Origin of the sequence: Lysinibacillus irui (assembly GCF_028877475.1) — a bacterium.
Lineage (GTDB): Bacteria > Bacillota > Bacilli > Bacillales_A > Planococcaceae > Lysinibacillus > Lysinibacillus irui.
On record NZ_CP113527.1, the window covers coordinates 2,299,466 to 2,323,474 of the forward strand.

Below are 24,009 nucleotides of genomic sequence, written 5' to 3' on the forward strand. Positions count from 1 at the left end.
CCCTATGGTAATTGAATTCAAGACCCATAATGAAATCTCCTTCATAACATTGTAGATTAGCAAGAAAAAGTGTAAAATACTTGTTACAAACTATTAGTACCAAGTATTGACTATGAATGAAAGGAGTCCAGCTATGATCAATGGACTTATTATTTTATGTGCTTATCTAATTGGCTCTATACCTTCTGGATTATGGATAGGCAAAATTTTTTATAACACAGATATTCGTGAACACGGGAGCGGTAATCTAGGTGCAACCAATACCTTCCGCACGTTAGGAAAAAAAGCGGGTATCGTGGTGACCGTGATGGATGTTTTAAAAGGAACTGCCGCAGTGTTACTCGTGACACTTCCTATTTTCTCTGACAGTATGCTCCATCCTTTACTACTCGGCCTAGTTGCCGTAATCGGCCATATGTTTCCGATCTTCGCCAACTTCCGTGGTGGGAAGGCAGTGGCAACCTCTGCGGGTGTTTTATTAGGCTATTCATGGCCACTGTTTGTCCTATTATTTATTGCCTTTATTGTGACATTAAAAATTACTAAAATCGTTAGTTTAACATCTATGATAGCCGCTTTAGTAGCACTTATTTATGCAATCGTTTATTATTTTGTTACAGGTGACTTTGCATTAGGCATTTTGGTAGCCTTTTTATTCACTTTTATTATTTATCGTCACCGTGCCAATATTTCACGGATTAAAAACGGCACCGAGCCAAAGGTAAAATGGCTGTAGGAAGAGAGGAGCATTCGAAATGAACATTGCATTAACAGATGAAGCCCTACAATGGTTCAAGCAGGAAATGGAAGTAGAATCAGGTGATACCATTCGCTTTTATGCACGCTATGGTGGTTCTAGTCCTTTTCACGAAGGCTTTTCACTTGGCATGACTCGTGAAGAACCGATCGCTATAGGTGTTCAAACAGAAATTGATGGTGTAACCTATTACATTGAAGAGAAAGACCTCTGGTTCTTTAACGATCACAATCTACATGTTGACGTTGATGCAAGTAAAGATGAATTACAATATGATTATCGTACATAAAGCAGTGTTTCCTTTCAGCATATGAAAGGAAACATTGTTTTTTATTTCGCTTCATGGTCCAAGGTTGTTACGTTGAAGTAATCTTTAGCGGTACCCGAAGCTGAGAAGACATCCAGTAGAAATCCATGGCAGATTTTCATGCCTTCTTCGTTTATCTGGTAAAAAATTTGTCCACTCTAATGGTAATGAACGTCCATTTGAGGAGGAAAACACATGTCCACGTCTAACAATATTGATACCTCCCCATCCCATACTATGAACGATTTGTTATACACGTCCCTTGCTAAAAATTTAAAAATCATTCAGAACTCACTCGGTCATAGCAATGACATCATTATACGAAAAATTACTATTGGTGAAACTGAACCTCATCACCTAGCCATTATATCGATTGATGGTTTATCAGATAAAACAACCATTTCCGATTCTGTTATTGATAAACTGATGGCTAACATTGAGGAAGAACAAGATATTGAAATTACAACCATTAATGAATATGTCCGAAATTCCTATTTAACAGTTGGTGATGTAAAAAATATTGAGCACTTTAAAACGCTCTACCAAGCTATTCTCAATGGTGAAACGGTTATATTATTAGATGGCTTTGCTGAAGGGATAGTGACCAGCACAAGAAGTGCGAAAGATCGAGCAGTAACAGAACCATCGACGGAATCGGTTATACGAGGACCTAGGGAATCCTTTACGGAAACACTTCGTACCAATACAGCCCTAATCCGTCGTAAAATAAAAAGTCCAAACCTCTGGATTAAATCACGTATTATCGGTGATGTCACACAAACAGATGTAGCAGTCATGTATATTAATGGCATCGCGAACGACAAAATTGTCGCAGAGGTATTAGCTCGTTTAGACCGCATCAATATTGATGGCATATTGGAAAGTGGTTATATTGAGGATTTCATTCAGGATTCTAAAAATACCATGTTTCCAACTATCTACAACTCCGAACGTCCCGATGTCATTGCTGGTGAATTATTAGATGGGAAAGTAGCGATTTTAGTAGATGGAACACCCTTTGTCTTAGTGGTGCCAGCGTTATTTACATCTTTTTTACAGTCAGCAGAAGATTATTATCAGCATTGGATGATAAGCTCCCTGATCCGCATATTGCGCTTTTTTGGTATTAGTCTAGCATTAGTAGCACCATCACTGTATGTAGCCATTACAACCTTTCACCAAGAAATGCTGCCAACACCAATGTTAATCAGTATTGCATCGCAAAGGGAGGGCGTCCCCTTCCCAGCTGTAGTAGAGGCACTCATAATGGAGATTGCCTTTGAGGTTTTGAGGGAAGCTGGACTTCGTATGCCAAGAACAATCGGTCCTGCTGTGTCGATTGTAGGTACCTTAGTTATTGGTCAAGCAGCGGTTGAAGCAGGCATTGTTTCTGCTGTAATGGTCATCATTGTCGCCTTAACAGCCATTTGTAGTTTCCTCTTCCCTGCTTATGGCCTATCGAATACTATTCGTGTGCTACGGTTTCCATTAATGATTTGTGCTGCGATGTTTGGTTTATTTGGTGTAATGTTTGGCATTATGTTGATTATTCTACATTTATGTAGTATTCGATCATTTGGTGTACCTTATTTAAGCCCTTTTGCACCGTTAGTCCTGAAGGATCAAAAAGATGCCTTTCTATTATTCCCACGTAGAAAGTTACTAACACGACCTCGTTTAGTTAACCAGAAAAACATTGTCAGAGGCCATCAATATAAAGATGTAAAAAAGAGGTAATCACTACTGAATAAATGAGGAAATTAAATATGGCGAAAATAAAAGTGATCGGCTTACTTTGCATCCTCACTTTATTATTAAGTGGTTGCTGGAGTAAGCGTGAATTAAATGAATTAGCCATTGTCGTTGCACTTGGAATAGATAAAATAGACGATGCATATGAGGTCACTGTGCAGATTGTCGATCCTAGTGAAGTGTCGATGAAACAAGCCTCCACACAACGCTCCCCTGTTATTAGCTATCATGCGAGGGGTGAGACTATCTTTGAGGCTATTCGCAAAATGACAACACTTGCAGCACGGAAACCCTATTTTGCTCATCTGCAAGTAGTCGTCTTAGGAGAAGAGCTCGCAAAAGAAGGAATCAGTGAATCACTTGATTTAATTTCGAGGGATCATGAATTTCGAAAAGATTTCGATGTCATTATGTCTTATGAGGCTGCAGCAAAGGATGTGTTAAATGTACTAACACCCATCGAAAAGGTGCCTGCTAATAAAATGTTAAATTCACTTGAGGTTTCTGAAAAGGCTTGGGGCTCCACAATCGCTATTAATATAGATGAATTAGTTAACACATTAAGTAGTAAGGATAAAGGAGCATTAATTTCTGCGATTGAAATTCACGGCGATAAAAAATTAGGCGTCGATCAAGCCAATGTTCAGCGCGTCAAAACACCCGTTTTATTACAATACGCAGGTCTAGCTGTCTTTAAAAAGGATAAATTCATCGGATTACTGACAGAGGAAGAAAGTAAAAGTGTTAGTTTTCTCAGTGACAAAATTAAAAGTACCATTGAAATCATCGCTTGTCCGAAGAAAGGTACTTTATCTACAGAAATCACACATTCCAAAACAAAAGTAAAAGGCTCCTTTCAACATGGAGAGCCAGCAATCGATGTTCAAATTGAAGTGGAGCAGAACGTGGGAGAAGTAGAATGTGATATCGACCTTTCAAAACCTAAATCTATTGATTATGTGAATCAAAAAACAGCTCAAGGTATCAAAGGGCGAATCGAAGAAGCATTAGAGAAAATACAACAACAATATGAAGTTGATGTTCTAGGATTTGGTGATACACTCCATCGGGCAGATGCAAAACAGTGGAAACAAATCAAAAATGATTGGCCAACTATCTTTCCAGAATTGCCGATTCATGTTCATGTGAAGGTGAAAACGCAAGGCTTAGGTACAATGCAAAACTCATTACTAAACAAACCAAAGGAGGAGTAACGAAGTGGTTCTAGCCGTTGCGATCTTGATCATCTCGGTCATCGTAGGCATTATTTTTATTCCAAAACTAAAAAAACAACAGGATACAAAGGGCATTGTTGTGTTCTCCATTTTGTTACTTATTGGTACGGCTTTAAATATGGCAATTGCCCTTAAAATCCATATTCCGAGCCCATTAGATTTAATAACATTTATATTTACACCGATTAGAGATTATATTTTGTCATTAAGCAAATAGAGAGAATGACTAAAAAAGGAAGGGATTCGATGGAAAAGGAAATCATTAGCTCAAGACAGTTTACAATTATTACCCTCCTTTATTCAATCGGTACAGCTATTTTAATTATTCCCGCTAGCATCACAAGTGCCGCTAAGCAAGATTCGTGGATTGCTGCCAGCATTGGGGTCATCCTCAGTTTACTGGTTATTAAATTATTTATGACGCTAGCCAACCAAACACCTTCTCTTAATTTTATTGAGGCAAACGAAAAAATACTCGGACCCTTTTTGGGGAAATTCACAGCCATTTGTTTCCTGATTCTAACCTTTCTTTCCGCTGGAGAATTACTCTATTTTATCGGGATATTCATGAAAACAGAAGTGATGCCGGAAACACCGACCATGGCGATTGCCTTGCTGTTTATTATTATCATTATGTATGCTGCCTATTTAGGCATTGAAACTTTTGCGCGGTCTGCAGAAATCCTCTTTCCGTTATTTGTCTTTATTTTTATTTTTTTTGTTGTCTGTATTACCCCTCAGATTACGTTTGAAAATATTCAACCTGTACTCGAGGCAACAAAATCATCAATGTTTTATAGTATTATTCGTTTTATGAGTATTTTTTCCTTTCCATTAATTGTGTTATTAATGCTTTACCCTGCTGCGGTTAATGTACAGCAATCCGCGCAGAAAGGGTTTTATATTGGGACCATCTTAGGTGGATTTGTTTTAGTGACATTGATTGTGCTATCAATTCTTGTACTAGGTCCTGAAAATACGGCTTCTAGAACCTTTCCAAGCTATGCCTTAGCACAAAGAATATCGATAGGGAATTTTTTGCAGCGGATTGAGATTATAATGGCCTTTATGTGGATCTCATCCATTTATATTCGAACTTTTATGTATTTCTATACGACCGTTGTCGGCCTTGCCCAGATTTTAAAAATCAAGGATCATCGGCCTCTCATTATACCGATGGGGCTAATTGTTATTGGGCTTTCTCAAATAGTTCACCCAAACATTGTCCATTCGAACAAATATAATAATGAAATTTGGCCAATCTTTTCTTTTTTCATCACCATTCTATTACCGATCCTTTTACTAATTGTGGCGATTATTCGCAATCGCAAAGCGAAAGCTGAAACGAGCGAAATGCCCAAAGCAGAAACAAGCAATGACAATCAAAAAGTCTAATTTCTTTTAAATTAGCAAGAAATTAGACTTTTTATTTGAATCAAATATGATACTCAATTTCGTCAACAAAATCCCATTCATATGGTGTTTCTTGGTATACATAATAGTTCAACCAGTTCGAGAATAATAAATGGGTGTGGGCACGCCATGTATTAATAGGCTCTTTAGTTGGATCATCGTTTGGAAAGTAGTTTACGGGAACGGCGATATCAAGGCCCTTAGCCACATCACGACTGTATTCATCGGCTAGTGTTGTGGCATCATATTCCAGGTGACCTGTAATCATAATGTTTTTATTATCTTTTGATTGTACGATAAATACCCCTGCATCCTCCGAATAAGATAATAAGCGTAAATCTGGATGATTGCGTACATCGTCAATTGACACAGACGTATGGCGAGAATGAGGAGCGGTAAATAAATCACTAAAGCCCCGCACTAAATCTACCGTTAAATCGGTAATGACATGGGAATAGACACCAGAACATTTAGCTGAAAGCTCTACCTTTCCAATTCCATAGTGGTGATACAAAGCAGCCTGTGCTCCCCAACAAATATGTAATACGGATGTCACATTCTCTTTGGACCAATCCATAATTTCTGAAATTTCTTGCCAATAGTTGACCTCTTCAAAAGCCAATTTTTCTACTGGCGCCCCTGTAATAATCATGCCATCATAGCGTCGATGACGAATTTGGTTGAATGTCGTATAAAATAGCTGTAAATGAGATTTACTAACATTTTTTGATTCATGTGTGGCAGTGTTTAAAAACGTAATATTGACCTGTAACGGTGTATTCCCTAATAACCGTAATAATTGGAGTTCTGTTTTTTCTTTTTCCGGCATTAAATTTAAAATTAATATATTTAACGGACGAATTTGCTGTGTTTTCGCACGATCCTCTTCCATCACGAAGATTTTTTCCTCACGTAAATGTTCTCCAGCTGGTAAATTTTTCGGAATATTAATTGGCATCTTGCGTTCCCCTCTCTGTTTTCGCTCTCTTTTTCTAAAAATTAAAAAATCCCCCTCATTCCATACGAGATAGAATGAGAAGGATTTTTTTCACGTCCACTCTTATCTCTCAAAGGAATATCCTTTGTTGGAATTAGCACCTTTCTAACACATGTTAGAGGTTGCTGAAGCGTCATAGGGCCATATCCCTCAGCTTCTCTTGATAAGATTATTTAATTACCTTGAATTGTAACATGAACTAGTTAGAATATCAATAATTCATAGAATATTTTGTGATTCGCTATGCATGTTCTTTGTCCATTTGAAGTACACTAAGCTTGCTGTTAGTGGCTTTTCGATATTTAAAATTTATGGTAAACATGCCGTATTTATGTTACCATATAGCTTTAGTAAGAGAGAGGAACGTGAATAGTTTGATTAAAATTGAATTTCCAAAACCAGATGTAGTTATCCGTCAACGTGAACAAGAAGTAAAACCAGGTGATGTGCCAATCACACCTTATTTTGGCTTTATTGATTTCCATAAAATCACACGTGATAAAGGCGGCATTTTCTTATTCTATAATGACAAGAATGAGCTATTATTCGTTGGGAAAGCTCGTAAAATCCGTCAACGTATTAAAAAGCACTTTGAGGATAATGTATCACCGATGAAAAACCACCGTGATGAAGTGTTCAAAATTGAAGTCTATGAAGTAGAAGATCCAATGGAACGTGAAATTTACGAAACATATGCCATTAATACGTTCCGCTCCAAATACAATGTTGATAAAGTCTTTTATTAAGACAAATTACAAAAAGCCGAAATCTCATCAAAGTGAGATTTCGGTTTCTTTTTTCACAGGATGGTCATACGATCGATGGGTGTGTTTTGCTTGTTGATGAAGACCTCAATAAGGTTCTGTTCAGGGCTTTTCGATATTTTAAAAACATATGGTTGGGCCTCTTTTCGTTGCTCGCTGCCTTCATTAAGATGAATGATAAGTCTATTTTCCTCTACTTCCATACTTGCTAGTACATTCCCCTTTGAATAATAGACGAGATAATACGTCGCGTCATTTCATACAATAATTGAATATTGTCCTGAGAAACGATGTTTTTCTGAATATGTTCTGGTACGATAGGTAGTTCACGAATGCTGAGTGTAGTGGTAGGTGGCGTAGCATTACACGCTGCTAACATTAGTAGACACCCTAAACCTAGCAACACTAATTTATTCAGAATGCTCCCCTTTTCTCATCTTTATTCTAAGAAAAAACCTTTTCGCTCTTTCGCAATCCAATCCTCAAGCTCCTGATCATCGCGTTTTACTAGTCTATTGATAAGGACATCATGCCAAATATAATCCTCTAACAAATAGATATGGACAGGGTCATTAGTGATGAAGGCCGTTTCTTGCGCGGAAGGCGAGTGACCATAAATCATTTCCTGACCATCTACCGATAAAATAAACCAATGTGGAGTAGACGTTTTTTTCGTATAGTGTGTGGCCCTATGGCGGTCAATAGTCGCTAAATGTTCCTCTACATACAGTGTAATGCCATGCACAGGAATACGCTGTGACACTTCTTGAAGGTCTTGTCGTAGCGCATCGTACATATCTTCCCACATCGACAGAATCACTTTTTTCTTTGCTTTTCTTAAAAGTGACTGACAGTAATTGAGGATGGACTCCTTGCCCTTTAGCATCACGACTTTATGCTCCACTTCCTGAACATTTTCCTCTAGCTTTTCTAATTTCATACTTATCGACGAAAAATTTGATTGCCAGCGCTGCTCCATTTGCTGTAAAAATACGGACACGGGCATGGCTGAATAGGTCGTTTGTTCTGCGGTCTCTTCTTTCAACACGATCCCTTTTTCTACAAGGATATTTAAAATATCATACACTCTTGCACGCGGTATGCCAGAATTTTTGCTGACCTGATAGGCACTAACATGACTTTGTTGAACGAGTGCCGTATAGGCTTTTGCTTCATATTCTGTAAAACCCATATCTTTCAACTGGGTGATTAATTCCTCCATGTAATCCCTCCATTATCTTTATTATAGGCTACTGTTGTGAAGATTTGCCAATAAAAAAGTTAGGGTTTACAGCAGTAAATAAATTAGTTACTATTTCAGTAGTAACTAATTTAGAAGAGGTGTAATCATGGTTTTTGATGTCGATGTACATATTATCATTCTATTAATATCATTTGGATTTCTGGCAGCTTTTGTCGACTCGGTAGTTGGAGGAGGCGGATTAATTTCATTGCCGGCTCTACTGTTTGTTGGTCTTAACCCAGCGGCTGCTGTTGCCACTAATAAACTAGCAGGGGCAATGGGCTCACTAACATCCTCTATTTCCTTCTACCGTTCTGGTCAGCTGGAAATTCGCTCTGTCCTTAAATATTTTCCTCTAGCATTTATCGGATCATTATGTGGTGCATGGACTGTCCATCTCATCAACCCAGCATTACTAAAGCCACTAATGTTAGTCATGCTGGCAGCAGTGGGAATTTATACAATCTTTAAAAAGGATTGGGGTGCTGTCTCTACTGTAAAAAATTTATCTAAAACTCATTTATTTTTATTTATGCTGCTGTTATTTGCTATTGGTTTTTATGATGGCTTTCTTGGTCCTGGAACAGGCTCCTTTTTAATCTTTAGCTTCCTGCTGATAGGCTTTGATTTTTTAAAGGCAGCAGGCAATGCGAAATTTTTAAATTTAGCGAGTAATGTAGCTGGTGTGTGTATGTTTGCTTACTTAGGGCAAATTCATTATGTATATGGTTTAGTCATGGGGATCGCTCAAATTGGTGGAGCAATGCTCGGCTCAAAAATGGCGATTCAAAAAGGAAGCGGCTTTGTTCGTACGCTTTTTATCGTGGTGACGATGACATTATTAGCGAAAAACGCCTATGATTTTATGATGCATTAAATTAAAACACGCCACAGAATTGTAATCTGTGGCGTGTTTACTTTAAATCATTAATTGTTCATTTTTAAATTTATGACTAGTGGCAAGACTCACCATAACAAAAATAATGAAGGATGCCACAATTGGCAGCGTGACTGTATGCATACCAAAGATGGAAGGATAGAAGCGATCAATGACAATGTACAGGGACATGCCTGTAATCATCGAAGCAATTGCACCATATTTGTTCGCCTTCTTCCAATACAATCCTAGGACCACGGTCCAAATAAAGACTGCCTCCAGCCCACCAAAGGCAAATAAATTCAACCATACTAATAAGTCTGGTGGATTTAGGGCAAAGATAATGACCGCTAATCCAATGACCGTTGTGACAATAAAGCTTGCACGCTTAATTTCTGCATCACTTGCTTTTGGCTTCATGTAATTTAAATAGATGTCTTTCACAACTGTGGAGCTAACAAGCATGAGCAGTGCATTAACAGTAGACATCGTAGCGGCCATCGGTGCAGCTAATACAATCCCTGCTAAAAATGGCGGTAATACCTTCAACGTTAGAAGTGGCATCACTTTATCCCCAATATCAATACCAGGTAGGACAGGTCGAGCTAATACACCAATTAAATGCATACCAAACATGATTGTCCCAATCGCAATCGTACCTATAATGATGGCTAAATGCATACTTTTTGAATCTTTATAGCTCATCGCACGAACTGCTATTTGTGGGAGTCCTACGACACCCACACCGATTAAAATCCAAAATGTCGAGACATAAAGTGGTGTTAAATCTCCCTGTGCGCCAAAGGGTGATACAAAATCCGGATTTTCAGCGACTAGTGAGGTCATAATATTATCGATACCACCACCTGCAATAATTGTGCCAATTAATAAAATAACTGTACCAATAACCATAATCGTGCCCTGGACTGTATCCGTTAAAGCTACTGCTCGGAAACCTCCAATAATAACATACACTAACACCGAAATAGCAAAAATAAACAGTGCCGTTGTGTAGCTTAAGCCTGTCAAAGATTCAATTAAACGTGCGCCCCCGACCCATTGTGCCATCATCGCAGAAAATAAAAAGACAATAATACTGATGGCGGATAAAATCACTATGACATGGCTTTTGTAGCGCTCTCGTAAAAAGTCAATTAATGTGATGGCCTGGTAACGACGAGCTATGATAGCGAATTTTTTACCTAAAATCATGAGGACAAAATAACCCGCCGGAAGCTGTGCCATCGCGAGTAATACCCAGCCAAGGCCTTTTGTATAGGCTACACCTGGCCCACCGATAAAACTACTTGCACTACCATATGTAGCAATCATCGTCATCGCTAGAATGAAGCCACCCATTTCACGACCACCAAGGAAATACTCCTGAAGGAACGAATTAGAGGAACGGATATGCTTATTAGCCCAAATACCAATCCCAAAAATAATAATTAGAAATAATAGCAAAGGAAATACAACTTGCCAATGCATTAATGATCCCCCTCCTCATCATCAAATGGTACCTCTTTGAAAAAGAGTTTCATGACAATCCAGATGAGCAGGATCATAAAGCCTGTCCCTGCGATACAGCTATAGAAAAACCAGGCAGGAAAACCGAATACATACGAATAATTAGCTGGATCTCCTCCGCCTAATCCATAGGCAAAGCCAAACCAAATCGCAAAGTTGACAATGACTAGTCCAATCCCAATAAGCGCCTCTCGATGCGCTATTTTAAAGCGTTGATCTTTCACATGACAATCCCCCTAACCTACTCTATTTTACTGATATGTTGGTCTGATGGGAAGTGTAAGAAACGTTTTTTATCCTATGTAGTCTCGAAGCTATCAATACTTTTGGATTTTTCAATAGGGTTCCAGCAAACACCCAATCGTCAATAACGAAATTCAACCGCTCTAAAAAATAAAAACCCTCGTCTATCGAATGAGACGAAGGTTTTTAGGAATGGTATTTGCTTATGACGGACGTTTTTCCCAAGGCTCCATCGTTCCCACAGTATGGAGTAACCGATCATGCTGAATGGAATCAATGACACCTTGTGATATTTCCTCATTTGTAAGCCACCTTGAATGACTATCTTCAATTTTAAAGCCAAGTTGAACTTGATGGTATTGTAGGGCATCAAGTTTATCGATTTGCCCTTTAGCTTCAATAAGATTTGCACGACTCCCCAAGACATGAAACAGTTTCCATGATCCGCCTTGCCATTGTGAAATTTCACTTGCTATGCGCTCTAATGTACTATCAGCATATGAATGAATCCAAGCAATTACTAATTCAATAGGTCCATTTTGCTTCATCGTTTCTCGTATTTTCTTTAATAACAAGGATTCATCCCGATAATCTACTAACAAAGGGGTTATCATGGATGAGTTAGTAGCCTTGTTTAGCAAACGTTCCATCCGATGGGCATTCCGTCCAATGACTGAAACATGATAACCATTATTCACTAACCATAGGGATGTGTTAGCTAACATCCCTGTTCCACCAATAACTAATGCATGTGTCATCCATTTATCCCTCACTTCATTAAGATTTAAAGAAATGTGAGAGTCGCTAAGCTACTTATTTACTTACAGTTCGGTGTATCGACAAGTAGTTGCAATGCCTTTTTATCAATTTTGCCAACACTTGTTTTAGGTAATTCATCTAGGAAAATGATTTGTTTTGGAATTTTATAGCGTCCTAATTGCTGGTGACATAGCTCATTGAGTTCATCTAAAACAGCAGTAGTTTGGTTTTGACAGACAATAAAAGCTGTTACAATCTCACCCCAATAGTCATCCTCTACTCCAATCACGGCAACCTCCTGTACATGCGGATGCTGTAATAGGCATTGCTCCACTTCCTGCGGATAAATATTTTCGCCGCCCGAAATGATCATTTCCTTTCTACGTCCCACGATATAGAAGTCACCATCTTCATCCATCATGGCTAAATCGCCTGTTTTTAACCAGCCATCTTGCAGGATATTGGCAGTTTCCTGCTTGTTATTCCAGTAAAATCGAAACATATGCTTTCCTTTTACGAAGAGCTCTCCGACTTCACGAGGTGCACAGCTTTGCCCTGCGGGGTTGATGATTTTAGCCTCGTTAAATTGCATGCTCTTTCCGACAGCCCCTTTTTTCGCGTAAGCATGCTCTCTAGCTATATAAAAATTATTAGGTCCTGCTTCGGTTAAACCGTAGCCTTCTTTAAAAAATAGCCCCTTCTTGTAAAAGGCATCATAAATAGGATGAGGACATGGTGCACCGCCTGATAAAAATACTTTCATCGAAGGAAATTGATTTTCCTGAAAGTACTTCGTAGCAATCATCGCTTGATACATCGTTGGCACAAAAAGGGAAATGGTCGTTTTGTATTGATTCGTTGCTTGCAGCGCTGTTTCTGCTTCAAATTTATCGCCAATGATGACCGTCCCACCAGCCATGAGTAATGGTATACATAATGCATTTAAACCACCTGTATGAAACATCGGCATATAATTTAATGTACGGTCTTGAGCATGTAAACCCCAGCTAATAATTGTATTCATGGCGTTCCAATTCACCGATTGAAAGGAAAGCACAACCCCTTTTGGTCGCCCTGTAGTACCTCCCGTATAAATCATTAACCATGGATCGTCCATGTCCACTGCTTGCCTTCTTGGTACCGTATCCTTCTCTTGCTCGATGCTCTGAAGAGGAAACATCTTTTCTAGTGTCAAGGGACAAGAACCTTCCTCATCATACAACAGAATAGAAGGGGTAGCATCCTGCAAAATTTGTGTTAATTCCTCTTTACTCAAACGCCAATTTAACGGCACATAGATAAGTCCACGTAGCCCACAAGCAAATAAAACAGCAAACAATTGTATGTGATTTTTTGCAAAAACAGCGACTCTACTTCCTTTTTGTAGCTGCTGACGCTCAAAAAAATGACTCCATTTACCAATTTCCTCAGATAATTGCTGATAGGTCCACTGCTCTTCTGTTGCTAAATTAATTAACGCGATGTGATGAGGCGTTAAGGCGGCACGTTTTAAAATCCAAGCTTGCTCGACAAACATCTTAACACCCCCGATCACATCATGATGGCTCCATCCACATGAAGCGTATGACCGTGGACGTAGGAAGCCTCATCAGATGCTAAAAACAAGTAGGCATTGGCAATATCCCGTGGTGTCCCTAATCGTTGTAAGGGAACGATTGAGCGCATTTGAGCCACAATATTTTCAGGCATCTTTTTGACCATATCCGTTTCTGTAAACCCAGGTGCCACTGCATTGACGTTGATTCCCTTACGCCCTAATTCCTTTGCCCACGTTTTCGTCATTCCTACAATGGCTGCTTTTGTAGCTGCGTAATTCGTTTGACCAACATTACCGTAAACCCCACTTACCGATGATGTATTAATTATTTTGCCACCACCAGCTGCCACCATATGGGGGATAACCTCCTGAGTACAATGAAAGACCCCAGTCAGATTAACATCGATAACCTGCTGAAATTGGTCCTCTGTCATCTTCGTCAGCATTGCATCTCTTGTAATCCCTGCATTATTCACTAGGATATCAACGCGACCTTTCTGTTCGATTACCGCTGCTACTAGTTGTTGAACGCTCTCTCTACTTGCTACATCTACTTGTATAAAGGCCACGTTGTCCCCTAGTTGTTCGGCAGCGTGAATCCCTGCCTGTTCATCATAATCGGCGATAAACACAAATGCTCCTTCTTCAATAAAACGTTCGGTAGCCGCATAACCAATCCCATTTGCGGCGCCAGTGATAATCGCAACCTTATTGTTTAATCGCATGATTTCTCCCCCCAATTTCTAAAAAAGCCTCGATTTCGGCTGTTAGCTGTGCTAAATCATCGATCAGTGGGGAATGCCCACAATTTTTTAAACTAACGAACTGTGTCTCCTTGCCTAAATCATGTAGCAATTCTGCATTCATTTCCTCTGTAATGACCAAATCCCGATCCCCTCGCAATACTAAAATCGGAATATGGAGTAGGAGGGCTTCTTGAGAGCCTTTTGCAATCTCATTGTCAATAGCACTCATATTAAACGTATTGAGTGCATGGTACACTTCTGCTAAATTCCGTTGTGTCAGCATATCCTCTATATATTCTTGATATTTTTCTGCGTTCGGCTGTCGATGGGTATAAATTAATGCATTCCATATAGACTGTAAGCCTTCACCATTTTTTGTATCATAGAAGCCTTGAACAAGCTTTGTTTTGGATGTATCAATCAACACTTCTTCATAGCTATAGGCTCTTTTAAAGGATGCTGGATTGCCTGTTCCTAAATCCGTGTAGAATGGATAACCACGTGTTGAAGCGGAAGCTAGTAAAATCAGTCGTTGACAATGCCCTGGATAATTAGCGGCAAACTGCATACAGACGGCTCCTCCTGTTGACCAGCCAATCATATCAAAGGTCTGCAATTGCATAGCATCGATAAATAGCTTGACATCATCGCTAAAATCTTTAATGGCAGAGATAGGCTTATGATACGATGATCCGCCAAAGCCGCGTAAATCGATTGCATAAATTGTATATTTGTCATCTAAAGCATCCATCAGAATATCCCAATGTTTAGAAGATGTCATATTACCATGAACTAATAGTAAAAGTTGAGCTCCCCCTGAGCGCTTACGATAAGCCATCGTTTCACCATTTGCGAGCTGAATTGTTTTTAACATTCCATTTCCCCCTTATCCCCAACGTATTGTGATAGCCCCCCACACATAGCCAATGCCTGCACTAACCAATGTAACAATATCACCGTCTTGAATACGCTTTTGCTCCAATGCTAGCTGTAACGACAATAGTTGATCAATCTGCCCGATATGCCCATATTCTTGCAAATAAATCGATTGCTCCTGCTGTAAACCAAGCTCCGCTAAAATATAATCATGAGCAGACCTCTTCATATGCAGCATCGCTAAATAGTCTAGCTGTGCTTCACTGTATCCACTTTTCGCTAAAGAGCTGCGAATGACCTTCAAAAAATTCCGTAAAGATTTCTGTTCTAAGCGCTCTTTCATACCAATAGGGTCTAAAACGTCAAGCTGATATAAATTTTCAGTTAAATGGGATGGGGTTAACGGTGTTTTCGTTCCCCCAACCGGAACGACGACATCCTCCGAGAAAGAACCATCTGTCATAATATCAGCCTCTAATAGCTGGTTTTTATCCTCATTTTTTCGTAATACTATGGCCCCTCCACCAGCCGCCAAATTGTACATAAAACGTGTTCTAGGGTTGCTATAATCGATAAAATCCACATTCCGATATCCGCCCGCTAGAAGAATAGTTTGAATACTTTCATCTGCGGCCATTAAGCTTTTTGCTACCTTCAATGCCATAATCGTTGTGCCACAGCGCAATTGCACATCAAAGGCCCATGCATTGACCGCACCAAGCTCCTCCTGCATTTTGATGGAAGCTGTCCAGAGAGGATATTCCTTATGCTCCTCCCCCATATAAATAACAACATCAATATCTTTAGGATCTATATTTGCCTTTTGAATTGCTTCCTGTGCCGCCCATATCCCCATTTGCACCGTATGATCATGTGCGCCAGGAATTGGCTTTTCATAAATGCCCATTTTTTGACGAATAATATCCTCAGGAATATTCGAAAGAGCAGCTATTTCTTGCGCTGTCATTTTATTTTGAGGTAGATAAATACCTGTACTAACAATACCGATTGTCATTCAAATCGCTCCTTTTCCTGTGGCAGGGCAACCGTCGCTTCCTTTTGTTTTAGCTTTCTTCGCCATTTCCAAAACAGTAGTTTTAGTGAGCCAATAATGCCCTTTGGGAAAAAGATGACAGCTAAAATATAAAGAATGCCAAAGAAGATAATCCAGCGTTCAAAAATTGGATAATCTCGTGCCAAGCCGGATAGAGCGTGCTGAGCATATTCAATGACAGCCGCTCCTAATAATGGTCCGACTAACGTGCCGACCCCACCAATTATCGTCATTAAGAGGGCATCGAGTGTAATATCCATTGCCATCACACTTGTATTGACGAAACGCAATGACACTGCATATAAGGAGCCTGCAAAGCTTGCCACTATGCCCGCAACAACGGAGGCTATAACTTTATAGTGCAACGTATTAAAGCCTAATGATTTCGTCCGTTGTTCATTTTCTCGTACAGCAATTAAAATGCGACCTGTCGGCGAGTTCACAAAACGATAAAGTGCTAAGAAGATGAGCACTAGGCTTGCTAGCACAAAGAAATAAAATGTCATCCGATCTCTAAACATATCGGGTGCTCGAAAAGTAAAGCCATCATTGCCATACGTGACAGAGCGCCACTTTTCAGCTAATACTAAAAATAATCCTGAAAAAGCAAGCGTAAGCATCGCAAAGAAATGACTTTTCAGACGCAAGGTCAATAACCCTACTAAAAAACTAATGAACCCTGCCAGAACCATGCCCGTCACTATGGACAGCACAAAGATTAACAGTGTATTATCGATTTGCTTGAGCATGACTGCGGTCGTATAGGCACCGATGCCAAAAAACATAGCGTGCCCAAATGAGACAATTCCTGTATAGCCTAGTAAAATATCATAGCTCATTGCTAATATCCCAAAAATAAAGATTTGCGTTAGTAAAATGAGCAAAGTTCTCGAATCATTGACAAAAGGAAGAACAATAAAAATTGCTAGTAAAAGGAAAAAGGCTATATAACGCAAGGATATTTTATTGTTCATGATGTTCGCTCCCTTCGCATCGCGAACAGCCCCTGTGGACGGAAAATTAACACGATGGCCATGAGAATCATATTGACTGCTAGTGACAAGACAGGCACATAATAAGCCATAAAGCTACCCGCAAGCCCTACTAAAATAGCTGCAAGCAAAGAGCCCGAAAAACTACCCATACCGCCAATGACCACTACAATAAAGCCTAAAATGGCATACTCCATGCCCATTTCTGCGTAAATAACTCCAGAATAGGGCGCCATCAACATCCCACTAAGTGCCGCCAACGCTGCGCCCACCATAAAAACATATAAAAATACACGCTTAATATGAATACCAAGGGCCTGTGCCATTTCCTTATCCTGTACACCTGCACGAACGATTAATCCAATCTTTGTACGCTTCAGCATGTATTGGAAAATACCAAAAATAACGAAACCTATCACAATGATAAATAAACGATATTTAATAATAATAACATCACCAATTTCCCAGCTACCCGCTAAATAACTAGGTGTTTTTACCGCAACACCATTTGGGCCAAAGACCACTTTAATGAGTTCCTGTAGCACAAGCATTAGCCCCAGGGTAATTAAAATTTGCTGAATATGATTGCCATAAACGGGCGTAATAATAATTTTCTCTGTGATTAATCCAAGTAACGCACCCGTCACAATCGCCCCAAGAATTCCAATAAGGAAACTTTCCGTAAACATATAAATAAAAATTCCCGCATAGGCGCCCCAAACAAATAACCCACCATGCGCAAAGTTCAACACATCCATTAAGCCAAAAATTAACGTCAAGCCTGCTGCTAGTAAAAAAATCAGCATCCCCGTTGCCAAGCCATTAATGATTAAATTGACGAAAAGCTCCAAAGATGGTCACCCCCTTCATCCAATTCCAAGATATTTCCGCTTTAGTTCTTCATTATGAATGAGATCCTTCATATGGCCCGAATGCACGGTCCTGCCATCATCTATTAAGGTGTAGGTATCACCAATCCGACTAGCCATGATAAAGTTTTGCTCCACGAGGACAATGGACGTTTTCTTTTTCATTTCCACAATGGCTTCCATTACCTTCTCCACTACAATGGGCGCAAGTCCCTTAGACGGCTCATCAATCAAAATTAATTGACTATCATTGATAAAGGCTCTTGCCATGGACAGCATTTGCTTTTGACCACCAGACAAATGCCCTCCTGCCTTTTTCCAAAACTTCTTTAAGTCCGGAAATAGCTCAAGCACATACTGCTGCCGCTCTAATGTCGCAGGATCCTCCTTACGCATTGCTACTTTCATATTTTCCTCAACTGTTAAATCCGCAAAGATCCCTTGATTTTCTGGCACATAGCCAATCCCTAATTTGGCTACTTTATAGGTTGGGCTTTTTTTAATTGAATGAGAGCGAAAAGCAATGTCTCCCTTTGTCGCCGGCGTTAACCCCATTATCGTTTTCAGCGTGGTCGTTTTACCTGCCCCATTGCGTCCCAGCAGTACGGTAACCTGCCCCTCCTTCGCTTCAAAATTAACGCCCTGCAAAATATGATATTGACCGATATGTGTATGAACCTCATTTAATGTCAGTAAGGTGGTCATTGTACAGCCCTCCTAAATATGCATGTTGCACGGTATCATTATTCATGATTTCCTCTGGTGAACCGTCTGCTAGTAGCTGGCCATTAAACAACACCATAATGGAATCGGATACATCTAAAATCATATCCATTTTGTGTTCAATGAGCAGAATCGTTTTATCCCCTTGTTGTTTTATTGTCCGAATGACTTCTAAAATCGTAGGTACTTCCTCTAATGACATACCTGCTGTAGGTTCATCTAGCAGTAAAATTTCCGTATCTAACGCCAATAGCATGGCAATTTCAAGCTTTCTTTTTTCCCCGTGCGATAACATCGTTGTGAGGGCATTACGTTTATTGTCGAGTAAAACGAGAGACAATAATTCCTCTGCTTTAGCAGTAATCGCCTTATAGCTTTTGTAATGTCGGAATAGCTGATAACGAATTTTCTCCTTGGATTGGACGGCTAAACGTACATTTTCGAGGACCGATAAGTTTGGAAATACATTCGTAATTTGAAAGGAACGACCCAACCCCATACGAGTTCTTTCAATGGCTGACTTATTGGCCAGCGATTGTCCTTTAAAATAAACATCGCCTGTTGTTGGCTTTAGCTCTCCGCTTATCAAATTAAAAAAGGTGGTTTTACCAGCTCCATTCGGCCCAATGATCGATTTCAAATGCTTTTCTGGCATTTGAAAATTGACGCGGTCTACAGCGGTGTGTCCGCCAAAACGAATCGTTAAATTTTCGGTGTAAAGTATCGGCTCCATCTTCTACTCCCTTCATCTCTAGTGATTATGTAGAGAGACAGCGTGACGCCGCCTCTCAAATGTCTAATTCATAACGGGAGGTGCTGTTTCCTCAGGACTTAATTCACGAATAAGTACTGGTACAGGATAATCCACACCATCTTGCTGCTCTAAGCGAATTGAATACATTGACTGAAGTGCCTGATGGTCCTCTTCGCGGAACGTCATCGTGCCTTTTGGTGTCTCAAATGACATCCCTTCCATAATGTCAATCAGCTTGTTAGCATCCGCATCCCCATCCGATTGTTTCAATGCCTCCACAATGGCAATCGCTGCAGACATACCACCAGGTGTAAATAAATCTGGTACTTCATTGAAGCGTTTTTGATGCTCATCAACTAACCATTTATTGACATCATTTTGTGGAAGCGTATGGTAATACACCGAGAAGCCTTCCATGCCAATCAACGGATTCATAAATTGCAGTGCAATAATATCAGGCGCCCCAGTTGAAATTTTTATGCCCTTTTCTTGAATTTTAAGATCTGCAATTTGATTCCAAGGTGAATTAGCCCCCGCCCAAACCACAAATAAATAATCAGGCTTCGCATCAATTACCTTTTGTAAATTGGACGTAAAATCAGTTGCTGCTGGATCGGCATATTCCTCTAAGACAATCTCAGCCCCCAATTTCTCCGCTGCTGTTTTAAAGGCATTTACACCATCCCAGCCAAACGAATAATCCGGTGCAAACGTAGCAATCTTCACACCCTCTCCAGCAATGGCCGCTGCTGCTGCATAGGCATCCTGTGAGGAATTCCGACCCGTACGGAAAATATACTCATTAAATTCTGAACCCGTAATACTATCAGCCACCGCAGGCTCTACCACCATAATTTTTTCATACTCCTCAGCAAGTGGTAGGACAGCCAGCGTATCACCAGAGCTGGAAGAACCTACTAAAAAATCAACCTGATCATCTTCTAATAGCTTTGTAGCCTTCTGCACAGCCACCTCAGGCTTCGTTTCGGTATCTTCATAAACAACCTCTATTTTCTTCCCATTGACCTCCATCGTACCGCCGGTTGCATATTCAATCCCTAAATCAAATCCCCGCTGTGTTTGCTTCCCATAAGACTCAAGCGCCCCAGTTAACGAAGCAAGCACCCCAATCTTGATCGTGCCCCCTTCTGCCGTCACCGCCTTCGTCTCACCATCAGAAGTATCCGCACCCGCTCCTTCATCCTTTGCCTCTTCCCCATTACATGCCACCAACAATACAGCTACTATCACAAAAAGAAACCAATGCCAATGCCTCTTCATCCCAAATCCCCCTTTAAGATAAGCTCAATAGAAAGCGCTTTCTTGCTATGACAACAATATATAAAAGTCCAGTTACAAATTAGTTACAAGCTAGATGGCTCATATTTGGGCCATCTAGCTCTGTCCCGAAAGTGCAGCGAAGCGCAACGGCAGGGACAAAATGTTCTCTTAAATCTTCCGAAATGGCAGATTTGTTTTCTGTCCCGAAAGTGCAGCGAAGCGCAGCGGCAGGGACAAGTCTAGCTCTGTCCCGAAAGTGGAGTGCAACATAACGGCAGGGACAAAAAGCTCTTTTATGATCTGCCGAAATGGCAGATTTGTTTTCTATCCCGAAAGTGCAGCGAAGCGCAACGGCAGGGACAAAATGTTCTCTTAAATCTGCCGAAATGGCAGATTTGTTTTCTGTCCCGAAAGTGCAGTGCAACGCTACGGCAGGAACAATGGCTCTTTTATTATGTGCCCACTAAGACAATCACTTGCCTGTGACAACCATTTTCAAATGGGTATTTATGGTAATATAGTTTTACGAATTAATAAAAGAAGAATGAATAGTGCAGGTTTTTTTATTTAGTAACACGAATTATCTATACTAAACACCATATAAAAAAGAGAGGGAAATTTAATGAGTAATTACTATTCCAGTCATTTTAATCTTGAAAAAGTAAGTGAAGGCATTTATGCTGCTATTGCGAAAGATGGTGGTGGCGCGTTTGGCAATGCTGGTTTCATTGATTTAGGCGATAAAACGATTATTTTTGATACATTTAACACTCAGCAAGCCGCTGAAGATCTAAGGAATCTAGCTGAAAGTATTACGAGCAAACCCGTCTCTTGGGTAATTAATAGTCATTTACATAGCGATCATACGAGAGGAAACCAAGTATTTAAAGATTGTCATATATTATCTAGTCAAACAACACTTCAACAAATGAAGGAAAACCATCCAGCAAAAATAGCCGAACAGAAAGCCGATTTGAAAGGGTTAAAAAAGTACATTGCCTCACTTGAACAAAATGCTCATCCAACTGATACACAGAAATTGAATGAAATAAGTTTTTTAAAGGAGATGGAAATCTCAATCCCTCGCCTGGAATTAGTTTTGCCGCAATATACTTTTACGCACGAGTTTACTATTTTTGGAACCAAACGTACTGCAAGAATAATGACACTGGGAGTTGGTCATTCTCCCTGTGATTCGTTTCTTTATATTCCTGAAGATGAAATCATTTTTATGGCTGATCTTCTATTTGTCGGTATGCATCCATCATTCTTCCCATATTCCAATCCAACACAATGGGAAAATATTTTAGAAAAAGTAAATAACTTAGCCATTCAAAAGGCCATCCCTGGTCACGGATCCATAGGGACTAAAAAAGATATCATCAAGCTAAAAAACTATATTAATGAAATGAAATTGTTATCGAAAAAGGTAAGTAACATGGAAGACGTTTCAATTCCCCCCGCATATCAAGATTGGACAACGATCAATATTGATGTGATGGAGTTGTTTATTAAAAATTTAAACATACTAAAAGAATTGTAAACAGCTAAAAAGAAAGACAAAAACGTTGAATGAGCAACATTTTTGTCTTTTATAGTATTAAACTATTCATTCGGTATTCCTGATTGCATTTTGTAATTTCTCATGAGCATTCCATTGGATCTGATCATCCCAAATTTTTCATATAGAGGAATTAAATCATCGTCACAACATAAATCAATCATATAAATATTACTCAGCTCATCCAGCATTCGCTTGATTAATTCCTTGCCAATGCCTCTATTTTTATATGCTGGAAGTACTTCAAGGAATGGAATATAAGCCGATAAAACTCCATCACTAATTGCTGTTATAAATCCTACTACCTGCTTAGACTGTTCATCAACCGCAATGACGACGTTACTGCTATTTTCCAATAGTTTTAAGTGTGTTTGCGGGCTAGGTGGATTGGGCCAATCTACAAAAAAGCCTCTCAACATATCCGATGAAATGTCATCTAGATTGTATTTATACTGCACTAACAATCAACTCCTTTCAATGAAATAGTAATCTACGTAATACCTCGCCAAACTGTTTCATTGGCAAGTATCATTTTATCCCATCTCTCCCTCTACTCGGTCCAACCACTCACTCATTAGATTTTTAAATAAATCAGCTTGTTCAATTTGTAAATTATGACCAGCAATATCTAAAATTGCAAAGGTTGCTCTTGGATACATCTCTAGAATCGAAAACGCGTCCTTATAGCCAACTACTGAATCTTGTTTTCCCAGTAAGAAGAGGCTAGGCATGCCAAAGGACTGTTGATCAACGGCAAAGGAAAAATGATAGTTTTGCTGAATTTTTTCTAAAAAATCTTGATCTGCTCTATTACATCCTGCTAGTACCTCTGTCGTGTAGCGTTGCCAGTTATAGGCATCCAGTACAACTTGATGCGCCTTAAAATCGTCTTTCTCCTGCTGGCTTAATGTTGATAAAAATATAGGATCTTCTCTCATCACAAGATGCTCTGGCACTGTTCGATGTTGTTTCTCAGGAATAATTAGAGGACAGATAAAGGCTGCCCCCAATAGTTGTTCCATAGAGTTTCTCATAATGCCACGCGCTAAATAGCCACCATACGATTCCCCCACCAACAAGTAGGGTTCATTAGGGATAATTTCGTCTATAAATTCAATGACCGCATCTAGCATTTCATCTGAATTCTCAATAGTTAAATAATCTGTCGTTCTGCCCATTCCAGGAAGATCTAAATAAATACGTTTCCACCCCTCACGCCCATCAAAAATAGGCTCCATGCATCCTTTCATCAATCGATGATCAGGAGAAAATCCATGTAGCATGATAATCGGTGTTCCTGTTCCAATTACTTCATAATAAATAGTCGCTTTCTTAATCTGACAAAATGGCATTGTTGTTCCCCCGGATACATTACTTTTTATATTATTTTAGAAATGGATTATGTTTGGCTCCCTTGTTTGAGCGGTTTGACTCACGTTACGAGCGGCTCACACTATTTACGAGCGGCTTTTGCCTTGTTATGAGCGCTTTCTCACTTTTTTGGAGCGGCTTCACACTATTTAAGAGCAACTTCTACCTACTTTGGAGCGCTTCCACCCTATTTATGAGCGACTTCTACCTACTTTGGAGCGGTTTCACCCTATTTACGAGCGACTTCTCCTTATTTTCGAGCGGTTCCACCCTATTTATGAGCGACTTCTCCTTACTTTCGAGCGGCTTCACACTATTTAGGAGCGACTTCTACCTACTTTCGAGCGGTT

Annotated in this window: 26 protein-coding genes and 1 riboswitch; of the genes, 9 read left to right on the forward strand and 17 right to left on the reverse strand. The window is 39.7% G+C overall.

Features of this window, described 5'->3' with window-relative positions:
• The first annotated feature begins 133 nt into the window (after positions 1 to 133).
• From plsY to OU989_RS11595, 6 genes are all read left to right on the forward strand, one after another.
• The gene (plsY, locus tag OU989_RS11570; protein ID WP_274793195.1) at positions 134 to 736 is read left to right on the forward strand and encodes a glycerol-3-phosphate 1-O-acyltransferase PlsY; all 603 of its coding nucleotides are present in this window, start codon (positions 134 to 136) and stop codon (positions 734 to 736) included.
• Between the two features lie 19 nt (positions 737 to 755).
• Positions 756 to 1,046: a HesB/YadR/YfhF family protein gene (locus tag OU989_RS11575; RefSeq protein ID WP_274793196.1), complete on the forward strand. Its 291-nt coding sequence runs from the start codon at positions 756 to 758 to the stop codon at positions 1,044 to 1,046.
• Between the two features lie 213 nt (positions 1,047 to 1,259).
• Positions 1,260 to 2,801: a spore germination protein gene (locus OU989_RS11580; RefSeq protein WP_274793197.1), complete on the forward strand. Its 1,542-nt coding sequence runs from the start codon at positions 1,260 to 1,262 to the stop codon at positions 2,799 to 2,801.
• Between the two features lie 29 nt (positions 2,802 to 2,830).
• Entirely contained in the window at positions 2,831 to 4,030 is a 1,200-nt protein-coding gene (locus OU989_RS11585; protein ID WP_274793198.1) for a Ger(x)C family spore germination protein, read from the forward strand.
• A gap of 4 nt (positions 4,031 to 4,034) precedes the next feature.
• Positions 4,035 to 4,268, forward strand: a complete 234-nt coding sequence (locus OU989_RS11590; protein WP_274793199.1) for a hypothetical protein — start codon at positions 4,035 to 4,037, stop codon at positions 4,266 to 4,268.
• Positions 4,269 to 4,297: 29 nt separating this feature from the next.
• Entirely contained in the window at positions 4,298 to 5,446 is a 1,149-nt protein-coding gene (locus OU989_RS11595) for a GerAB/ArcD/ProY family transporter (RefSeq protein WP_274793200.1), read from the forward strand.
• 40 nt (positions 5,447 to 5,486) lie between these two features.
• On the opposite strand, the gene metA is transcribed toward OU989_RS11595, so the two are convergent.
• Positions 5,487 to 6,422 carry a homoserine O-acetyltransferase MetA gene (gene metA, locus OU989_RS11600; RefSeq protein ID WP_274793201.1) on the reverse strand — a complete coding sequence of 312 codons (936 nt, stop codon included), beginning with the start codon at positions 6,420 to 6,422 and terminating at the stop codon, positions 5,487 to 5,489.
• A 99-nt stretch (positions 6,423 to 6,521) separates the two neighbouring features.
• A riboswitch (SAM riboswitch) is annotated at positions 6,522 to 6,631 on the reverse strand.
• A gap of 204 nt (positions 6,632 to 6,835) precedes the next feature.
• Between metA and OU989_RS11605 the strand changes: the two genes are divergently transcribed.
• Positions 6,836 to 7,207, forward strand: coding sequence for a nucleotide excision repair endonuclease (locus OU989_RS11605; RefSeq protein ID WP_274797331.1), 372 nt, complete (start codon positions 6,836 to 6,838; stop codon positions 7,205 to 7,207).
• Between the two features lie 226 nt (positions 7,208 to 7,433).
• Here OU989_RS11605 and OU989_RS11610 read toward each other — a convergent pair whose 3' ends face one another.
• Both OU989_RS11610 and OU989_RS11615 read right to left on the reverse strand, forming a co-directional pair.
• Positions 7,434 to 7,604, reverse strand: coding sequence for a hypothetical protein (locus tag OU989_RS11610; protein ID WP_274793202.1), 171 nt, complete (start codon positions 7,602 to 7,604; stop codon positions 7,434 to 7,436).
• Positions 7,605 to 7,664: 60 nt separating this feature from the next.
• Positions 7,665 to 8,447 (reverse strand): TrmB family transcriptional regulator, encoded by a 783-nt coding sequence (locus tag OU989_RS11615; RefSeq protein WP_274793203.1) that lies wholly within the window; start codon positions 8,445 to 8,447, stop codon positions 7,665 to 7,667.
• Positions 8,448 to 8,574: 127 nt separating this feature from the next.
• On the opposite strand from OU989_RS11615, the gene OU989_RS11620 reads away from it, so the two are divergent.
• Entirely contained in the window at positions 8,575 to 9,345 is a 771-nt protein-coding gene (locus tag OU989_RS11620; protein WP_274793204.1) for a TSUP family transporter, read from the forward strand.
• A gap of 42 nt (positions 9,346 to 9,387) precedes the next feature.
• On the opposite strand, the gene panF is transcribed toward OU989_RS11620, so the two are convergent.
• From panF to OU989_RS11680, 12 genes are all read right to left on the reverse strand, one after another.
• Positions 9,388 to 10,833 carry a sodium/pantothenate symporter gene (gene panF / locus OU989_RS11625; RefSeq protein ID WP_274793205.1) on the reverse strand — a complete coding sequence of 482 codons (1,446 nt, stop codon included), beginning with the start codon at positions 10,831 to 10,833 and terminating at the stop codon, positions 9,388 to 9,390.
• Positions 10,833 to 11,096 carry a YhdT family protein gene (locus OU989_RS11630; protein ID WP_274793206.1) on the reverse strand — a complete coding sequence of 88 codons (264 nt, stop codon included), beginning with the start codon at positions 11,094 to 11,096 and terminating at the stop codon, positions 10,833 to 10,835. The genes panF and OU989_RS11630 overlap by 1 nt, the downstream gene beginning before the upstream one ends.
• Before the next feature lie 222 nt (positions 11,097 to 11,318).
• Complete coding sequence (locus OU989_RS11635) at positions 11,319 to 11,873, reverse strand: short-chain dehydrogenase (RefSeq protein WP_274793207.1); 555 nt, start codon at positions 11,871 to 11,873, stop codon at positions 11,319 to 11,321.
• Positions 11,874 to 11,932: 59 nt separating this feature from the next.
• On the reverse strand, positions 11,933 to 13,411 hold the full coding sequence (locus OU989_RS11640; protein WP_274793208.1) for a class I adenylate-forming enzyme family protein: 1,479 nt from the start codon (positions 13,409 to 13,411) through the stop codon (positions 11,933 to 11,935).
• A 14-nt stretch (positions 13,412 to 13,425) separates the two neighbouring features.
• The gene (fabG, locus tag OU989_RS11645; protein ID WP_274793209.1) at positions 13,426 to 14,157 is read right to left on the reverse strand and encodes a 3-oxoacyl-ACP reductase FabG; all 732 of its coding nucleotides are present in this window, start codon (positions 14,155 to 14,157) and stop codon (positions 13,426 to 13,428) included.
• Positions 14,141 to 15,052 carry an intracellular short-chain-length polyhydroxyalkanoate depolymerase gene (phaZ, locus tag OU989_RS11650; protein WP_274793210.1) on the reverse strand — a complete coding sequence of 304 codons (912 nt, stop codon included), beginning with the start codon at positions 15,050 to 15,052 and terminating at the stop codon, positions 14,141 to 14,143. Before phaZ ends, fabG begins: the two co-directional genes overlap by 17 nt.
• Positions 15,053 to 15,064: 12 nt before the next feature.
• Entirely contained in the window at positions 15,065 to 16,069 is a 1,005-nt protein-coding gene (locus OU989_RS11655) for a 3-oxoacyl-ACP synthase (RefSeq protein ID WP_274793211.1), read from the reverse strand.
• Complete coding sequence (locus OU989_RS11660) at positions 16,066 to 17,082, reverse strand: branched-chain amino acid ABC transporter permease (RefSeq protein ID WP_274793212.1); 1,017 nt, start codon at positions 17,080 to 17,082, stop codon at positions 16,066 to 16,068. Before OU989_RS11660 ends, OU989_RS11655 begins: the two co-directional genes overlap by 4 nt.
• On the reverse strand, positions 17,079 to 17,951 hold the full coding sequence (locus OU989_RS11665; protein ID WP_274793213.1) for a branched-chain amino acid ABC transporter permease: 873 nt from the start codon (positions 17,949 to 17,951) through the stop codon (positions 17,079 to 17,081). Before OU989_RS11665 ends, OU989_RS11660 begins: the two co-directional genes overlap by 4 nt.
• A 15-nt stretch (positions 17,952 to 17,966) precedes the next feature.
• Complete coding sequence (locus tag OU989_RS11670) at positions 17,967 to 18,674, reverse strand: ABC transporter ATP-binding protein (protein WP_274793214.1); 708 nt, start codon at positions 18,672 to 18,674, stop codon at positions 17,967 to 17,969.
• Positions 18,649 to 19,425 carry an ABC transporter ATP-binding protein gene (locus OU989_RS11675; protein ID WP_274793215.1) on the reverse strand — a complete coding sequence of 259 codons (777 nt, stop codon included), beginning with the start codon at positions 19,423 to 19,425 and terminating at the stop codon, positions 18,649 to 18,651. Before OU989_RS11675 ends, OU989_RS11670 begins: the two co-directional genes overlap by 26 nt.
• A 63-nt stretch (positions 19,426 to 19,488) precedes the next feature.
• Entirely contained in the window at positions 19,489 to 20,727 is a 1,239-nt protein-coding gene (locus OU989_RS11680) for a substrate-binding domain-containing protein (protein ID WP_274793216.1), read from the reverse strand.
• Positions 20,728 to 21,349: 622 nt separating this feature from the next.
• Here OU989_RS11680 and OU989_RS11685 point away from each other — a divergent pair.
• Positions 21,350 to 22,270 (forward strand): MBL fold metallo-hydrolase, encoded by a 921-nt coding sequence (locus OU989_RS11685; protein ID WP_274793217.1) that lies wholly within the window; start codon positions 21,350 to 21,352, stop codon positions 22,268 to 22,270.
• Positions 22,271 to 22,332: 62 nt separating this feature from the next.
• Here OU989_RS11685 and OU989_RS11690 read toward each other — a convergent pair whose 3' ends face one another.
• Both OU989_RS11690 and OU989_RS11695 read right to left on the reverse strand, forming a co-directional pair.
• Positions 22,333 to 22,746, reverse strand: a complete 414-nt coding sequence (locus OU989_RS11690) for a GNAT family N-acetyltransferase (RefSeq protein ID WP_274793218.1) — start codon at positions 22,744 to 22,746, stop codon at positions 22,333 to 22,335.
• Positions 22,747 to 22,821: 75 nt separating this feature from the next.
• On the reverse strand, positions 22,822 to 23,640 hold the full coding sequence (locus OU989_RS11695; protein ID WP_274793219.1) for an alpha/beta fold hydrolase: 819 nt from the start codon (positions 23,638 to 23,640) through the stop codon (positions 22,822 to 22,824).
• Between the last annotated feature and the right edge of the window lie 369 nt (positions 23,641 to 24,009).

Coding starts and splice junctions, on each gene's coding strand:
- OU989_RS11595 (WP_274793200.1), top strand. CDS start 4,298: ATGGAAAAGGAAATCATTAGCTCAAGACAGTTTACAATTATTACCCTC.
- OU989_RS11680 (WP_274793216.1), bottom strand. CDS start 20,727: ATGAAGAGGCATTGGCATTGGTTTCTTTTTGTGATAGTAGCTGTATTG.
- metA (WP_274793201.1), bottom strand. CDS start 6,422: ATGCCAATTAATATTCCGAAAAATTTACCAGCTGGAGAACATTTACGT.
- OU989_RS11575 (WP_274793196.1), top strand. CDS start 756: ATGAACATTGCATTAACAGATGAAGCCCTACAATGGTTCAAGCAGGAA.
- OU989_RS11640 (WP_274793208.1), bottom strand. CDS start 13,411: ATGTTTGTCGAGCAAGCTTGGATTTTAAAACGTGCCGCCTTAACGCCT.
- panF (WP_274793205.1), bottom strand. CDS start 10,833: ATGCATTGGCAAGTTGTATTTCCTTTGCTATTATTTCTAATTATTATT.
- OU989_RS11620 (WP_274793204.1), top strand. CDS start 8,575: ATGGTTTTTGATGTCGATGTACATATTATCATTCTATTAATATCATTT.
- OU989_RS11685 (WP_274793217.1), top strand. CDS start 21,350: ATGAGTAATTACTATTCCAGTCATTTTAATCTTGAAAAAGTAAGTGAA.
- OU989_RS11675 (WP_274793215.1), bottom strand. CDS start 19,425: ATGGAGCCGATACTTTACACCGAAAATTTAACGATTCGTTTTGGCGGA.
- plsY (WP_274793195.1), top strand. CDS start 134: ATGATCAATGGACTTATTATTTTATGTGCTTATCTAATTGGCTCTATA.
- OU989_RS11580 (WP_274793197.1), top strand. CDS start 1,260: ATGTCCACGTCTAACAATATTGATACCTCCCCATCCCATACTATGAAC.
- OU989_RS11655 (WP_274793211.1), bottom strand. CDS start 16,069: ATGACAATCGGTATTGTTAGTACAGGTATTTATCTACCTCAAAATAAA.
- OU989_RS11585 (WP_274793198.1), top strand. CDS start 2,831: ATGGCGAAAATAAAAGTGATCGGCTTACTTTGCATCCTCACTTTATTA.
- OU989_RS11670 (WP_274793214.1), bottom strand. CDS start 18,674: ATGACCACCTTACTGACATTAAATGAGGTTCATACACATATCGGTCAA.
- OU989_RS11660 (WP_274793212.1), bottom strand. CDS start 17,082: ATGAACAATAAAATATCCTTGCGTTATATAGCCTTTTTCCTTTTACTA.
- OU989_RS11695 (WP_274793219.1), bottom strand. CDS start 23,640: ATGCCATTTTGTCAGATTAAGAAAGCGACTATTTATTATGAAGTAATT.
- OU989_RS11635 (WP_274793207.1), bottom strand. CDS start 11,873: ATGACACATGCATTAGTTATTGGTGGAACAGGGATGTTAGCTAACACA.
- OU989_RS11610 (WP_274793202.1), bottom strand. CDS start 7,604: ATGTTAGCAGCGTGTAATGCTACGCCACCTACCACTACACTCAGCATT.
- OU989_RS11615 (WP_274793203.1), bottom strand. CDS start 8,447: ATGGAGGAATTAATCACCCAGTTGAAAGATATGGGTTTTACAGAATAT.
- fabG (WP_274793209.1), bottom strand. CDS start 14,157: ATGCGATTAAACAATAAGGTTGCGATTATCACTGGCGCCGCAAATGGG.
- phaZ (WP_274793210.1), bottom strand. CDS start 15,052: ATGTTAAAAACAATTCAGCTCGCAAATGGTGAAACGATGGCTTATCGT.